At 80.3% G+C, this 488-nt stretch carries 1 protein-coding gene; it reads right to left on the bottom strand.

Translation table 11 applies throughout. The features are described from left to right. The coding region (locus N866_RS21885) for a cell division protein PerM (protein WP_245612677.1) at window positions 1–488 on the bottom strand (488 nt) is incomplete at both ends.

Consider the following 488-nt stretch of genomic DNA (forward strand, 5'->3'; position numbering starts at 1 on the left):
AGGAGCGCCGCGGTGAGGGCGAGGACGCCGACCGCCGCGGGGGCGTGCCGGCCCCGCGACGTCGCCGCCGCGCGGTGCACGTACCAGCCGCCCGCCGCCCCGGCGAGCACGACGAGCACCGGGACCAGCACGAGCACCCCGCCCGACGCGCGCTCCGTCGGCAGCGAGCCCAGCACCGGCAGGGCAGGGAGCGCGCCGACGGTGACCTCGGCGGGGGAGTAGACGGTCCCGACGCCGACCGAGAACCCCGGCCCGACGACCCACGCCGTCGCCCACGCGACGAGGTTGGGCACGACGGCGAGCTGGGCGACCGCGAGCAGCGCGCCCCCGAGCAGGTCCACGCGCAGGCCGGCGACGACGTCCCCCGTCGACGCCCGGCCCGAGAACGCCCACCAGCACGTCACGGCGGCGCCGGCCAGCAGCAGGAGCGCCCCGACGACGACGCCGCCCCCGACCCCCGCGGCCACGTACGGCGGCAGCCGCCGCAG

The organism is Actinotalea ferrariae CF5-4, assembly GCF_000603945.1.
Taxonomy (GTDB): Bacteria; Actinomycetota; Actinomycetes; order Actinomycetales; family Cellulomonadaceae; genus Actinotalea; species Actinotalea ferrariae.